Raw genomic sequence first — 3,916 nt, 5'->3', positions numbered from 1 at the left:
CGGGTCTTTGCCTCGTGGCTGCGTTGCCGCTGCTGCTCGCACGCGGGATCTCGCCGCGCATTGATCATGGCACCGGGCGCACGGTACTCTCCTTCCTGCTGGCGGCGCCTGCCGCAACCGTGGCGGCGCTGATCTTCGGCGCGGTGGAGAGCGGCGGCTTCGCCATCCTGCCGCTCTACGGGCTGGAACTCGGCTATACGGCAGCCAATGCGGCCTTTCTGGCCAGCATTATGGCGCTCGGCAATGTCCTGTTCCAGATCCCTATCGGGACACTTTCCGACCATGTCGATCGCCGTCTGGTGCTTGCCGTCATCGCCACGATCGGCCTGTTCGGTGCGCTGGCCATGCCACTGGTCGCGCATAGCGTGATCGGGCTCGGCCTGCTGCTCCTGATCTGGGGCGGTGTCGCCGGTGCGCTCTATACGGTCGGGCTCGCCCATCTGGGCGCGCGCTTTTCCGGCGGTGATCTGGCGGCGGCGAATGCGGCCTTCGTCATTCTCTACAATGCCGGCATGGTGATCGGCCCGCCGCTGGCCGGAGGCGGCATCGATCTCTATCGCCCCCATGGCTTCGCCTTCGCCATGGCGAGCCTGTTCGCCTTCTATCTCGCAGTGATCACCATCCGGATGCGTGCGGGTACACGATATTCGTAGGCGCTCTCAGCCGCGCGCATTCTGGATCATGGCCAGAGCCTGTGCGGGATCAATGCGCCCGTCATAGAGCGCGCGGCCCGAAATTGCACCGGCGAGCGCGGCGCAATCGGGCTGGAGCAGGCGAGCCACATCCTCGATCGAGGCGAGGCCGCCTGACGCGATGACCGGGATCGAGACGGCCTCCGCCAGCGCCAGCGTCATCTCGATATTGAGGCCCTTGAGAATGCCGTCGCGGGCAATGTCGGTATAGATGATGGCGGCAACCCCGGCATCCTCGAAACGCCGCCCGAGTTCCTCCGCCGTCAGGGTCGATGTCTCGGCCCAGCCCTCCACCGCAACGCGCCCGTCCTTGGCGTCAATCCCGACCGCGATCTTCCCCGGATGCAGCCGCGCCGCCTCACGCACGAAGGACGGATCCCGCACCGCAGCCGTGCCGATGACGACCCGGGCAACACCTTTCCCGAGCCAGGCTTCGAGTGTGCGCATGTCGCGAATACCGCCGCCGAGTTGGACGGGGATGTCGATTGCGGCGAGGATCCGGTCGACCGCCGCGCCGTTCATCGGCTTGCCGGCAAAGGCGCCGTCGAGATCGACGCAATGCAGCCATTCGAATCCCTGGCGCGCGAAGGTGGCGGCCTGATCAGCTGGATCGTCATTGAAGACGGTCGCCTGCTCCATGTCGCCCTGGATAAGGCGGACGCAATGGCCCTCCTTCAGATCGATCGCGGGAAAGAGTATCACGGGCGCCACCTCAGAAAATTGGCAATCAGGGCCAGACCCAGCTTCTGGCTCTTCTCGGGATGGAATTGCGTGCCGGCAATATTGTCGCGCGCCACGATCGCGGTGACGGGGCCACCGTAATCGGTGACGGCGACGACATCTTGCGGATCATCCGGCGTCAGCGCGTAGGAATGCACGAAATAGGCATGCAGCCCGTTCGGGCCGGTGGGGATATCTGCGAGCAGCGCGTGCTCGCGCTGCGGATGCAGCACGTTCCAGCCCATATGCGGGATCTTGAGATACGCGTCGCGGGGGCGAATGATGGCAACGTCGCCATGGATCCAGTCGAGACCCCGGGCGGTCTCGTGCTCCAGCCCGCGCGTGGCGAGAAGCTGCATACCCACGCAAATCCCCAGAAACGGCTTGCCGCGCGCCCGCACTGCCTCGTGCAGCGCCTCGGTCATGCCGGCGACGGCATCGAGCCCGCGCCGGCAATCGGCGAAGGCGCCGACGCCCGGCAAAACGATGCGCTCTGCTTCGCGCACCTTCTGCGGATCGTCGGTGACGATCACCGGCACGGCGATGCCGGCCTCGCGGGCGGCGCGCTCGAAGGCTTTCTGCGCCGAATGCAGATTGCCCGAACCGTAATCGATAATGGCGATGCTCATCGCGAACGCTCCGGAAAAAGACCGATCACGCCGCGCTCGCGCCGGGGCGCGTTACTGTGGGCGGGTTTGGGCCAGTCGAAGGACGAGGGTGGTGGCGGTGGGTCGTCGGGACGGCTCTCGCCGCGCGCCAGCCAGCGGGCACAGGCCTTGGCTTCGGCCTCCTCCTCGTCGGCGCCGGAAACGACATCGACCATGGCGAAACCGTTGCGACCATAAGTCCAGCGCTTCAGGCTGCAGGCTTCGAGCCCGATCAGCGTGGAAGCGAGAACATGCGCGGCAAGCCCCGCCCAGGGCGCCAGAGCCAGACGGTCAACGATGAAGCCGAACACGCTCAGCGCCACGAAGACACCGAGCGCGGCCAGCCAGAGGCGGTGATAAAGAAACCACAAGGCGGTGAAGAGAAAGGCCCAGACATGGAACCCGTCCCGCACCAGCACGGCCTTCTCGAAAGCCTCCGCATCACCCGGGCGGGCCTGTGCGGGCAGATGGACCGTATAAACATGCATGCCTGATGCAAGCTCCCGTCGTCGATCAAAAAACTGCCGCGCAGCGATCATGCGCGATCCCGCTCACAGGCGCCCTTGTCACAGGCGCCCTTGCCACAGGCACCCTTGCCTCACAGCATCCCCTTGGTGGAGGGAACGCGCCCGGCTTCGCCCGGTTCAGCTGCAACCGCCCGTCGCAAGACCCGCGCCAATCCCTTGAAGCAGCTCTCGGCGATGTGGTGGCTGTTGTCGCCGTAGAGCGTCTCGACATGCAGCGTGACGCCAGCATTGGCGGTGAAGGCCTGGAAGAATTCGCGCACCAGCTCGGTATCGAAGCTGCCGATCTTCTGGGTGGGAAACTGCGTGCGGAAGACGAGAAAGGCGCGGCCCGAAATGTCGATCGCGACACGGGTCAGCGTCTCGTCCATGGGCATATGCATATCGGCATAGCGGGTGATGCCTTTTTTGTCACCCAAAGCCGCATGGACCGCCTGCCCCAGCGCGATGCCGACATCCTCCACCGTGTGGTGGTCGTCGACATGCAGATCACCCTTCGCCGTCAGGGTCAGATCGAACAGCGCATGGCGGGCCAGCAATTCCAGCATGTGATCGAAGAAACCGATCCCGGTCTCGATCGTGATCGCACCGGTCCCGTCGAGATCGAGGGTCAGATCGATATCGGTTTCGGCGGTGCGGCGCTCGACGCGAAAGCTGCGCGATGTCTGGCTCATGATGCGGCTCTTTGACGGCGCGCCGGAAAGCGGGCGCGAGCGGGTTCTAGCAAGGCTTGCTTCAAAATGCCATACGCGTTGGAAATGGCGATGATAACGCTTAAGTGGGGGGGACAGATTTTCAACGGAGTGCACGATCTTGTCCACAGACGATGCCCGCAACGGCTCCCCCTCGATGCATGCCACCACGATCCTGATGGTGCGCAAGGAGGGCAAACTGGTAATCGGCGGTGACGGCCAGGTCAGCCTCGGCCCCACCATCGTCAAGGGCAATGCCCGCAAGGTGCGTCGTCTCGCCAAGGGCGAAGTGATCGGCGGCTTCGCCGGCGCCACGGCGGATGCCTTCACCCTGTTCGAGCGGCTGGAGACGAAGCTCGAGCAGTATCCCGGCCAGCTTCTGCGTGCCTGTGTCGAGCTCACCAAGGACTGGCGCACCGATCGCTATCTGCGCCGGCTTGAGGCGATGATGCTGGTGGCCGACAAGGACGTCTCGCTGCTGCTCTCGGGCTCGGGAGACGTGCTCGAACCGGAGGGCGGCGTCATGGCGATCGGCTCCGGCGGCAATTACGCGCTGGCCGCCGCCCGCGCTCTGGCCGATACCGATCTCGACGCCGAGACCATCACCCGCCGCGCCCTGCAGATCGCCGCCGATATCTGCG

At 65.2% G+C, this 3,916-nt stretch carries 6 protein-coding genes; 2 read left to right on the top strand and 4 right to left on the bottom strand.

The features are described 5' to 3' along the window. A partial coding sequence (locus VKP01_RS04350; protein WP_324410623.1) for an MFS transporter occupies positions 1-653 on the top strand: 653 nt, incomplete at its 5' end. A gap of 6 nt (positions 654-659) precedes the next feature. On the opposite strand, the gene hisA is transcribed toward VKP01_RS04350, so the two are convergent. The 4 genes from hisA to hisB form a co-directional block, all read right to left on the bottom strand. Next, positions 660-1,403 carry a 1-(5-phosphoribosyl)-5-[(5-phosphoribosylamino)methylideneamino]imidazole-4-carboxamide isomerase gene (gene hisA, locus VKP01_RS04345; RefSeq protein WP_324410621.1) on the bottom strand — a complete coding sequence of 248 codons (744 nt, stop codon included), beginning with the start codon at positions 1,401-1,403 and terminating at the stop codon, positions 660-662. Continuing rightward, the gene (gene hisH / locus VKP01_RS04340; RefSeq protein WP_324410619.1) at positions 1,391-2,041 is read right to left on the bottom strand and encodes an imidazole glycerol phosphate synthase subunit HisH; all 651 of its coding nucleotides are present in this window, start codon (positions 2,039-2,041) and stop codon (positions 1,391-1,393) included. The genes hisA and hisH overlap by 13 nt, the downstream gene beginning before the upstream one ends. Continuing rightward, positions 2,038-2,547: a DUF2628 domain-containing protein gene (locus VKP01_RS04335; RefSeq protein ID WP_324410617.1), complete on the bottom strand. Its 510-nt coding sequence runs from the start codon at positions 2,545-2,547 to the stop codon at positions 2,038-2,040. The genes hisH and VKP01_RS04335 overlap by 4 nt, the downstream gene beginning before the upstream one ends. A 110-nt stretch (positions 2,548-2,657) precedes the next feature. Then, on the bottom strand, positions 2,658-3,257 hold the full coding sequence (gene hisB, locus VKP01_RS04330; protein ID WP_324410615.1) for an imidazoleglycerol-phosphate dehydratase HisB: 600 nt from the start codon (positions 3,255-3,257) through the stop codon (positions 2,658-2,660). A 175-nt stretch (positions 3,258-3,432) separates the two neighbouring features. On the opposite strand from hisB, the gene hslV reads away from it, so the two are divergent. Next, a partial coding sequence (hslV, locus tag VKP01_RS04325) for an ATP-dependent protease subunit HslV (protein WP_324410625.1) occupies positions 3,433-3,916 on the top strand: 484 nt, incomplete at its 3' end.

Source organism: Saliniramus sp. (assembly GCF_035311605.1).
Classification (GTDB): domain Bacteria; phylum Pseudomonadota; class Alphaproteobacteria; order Rhizobiales; family Beijerinckiaceae; genus Saliniramus.
Note: the sequence above shows the minus strand (reverse complement) of the source record. Positions and strands in the feature narration are given on the sequence as shown.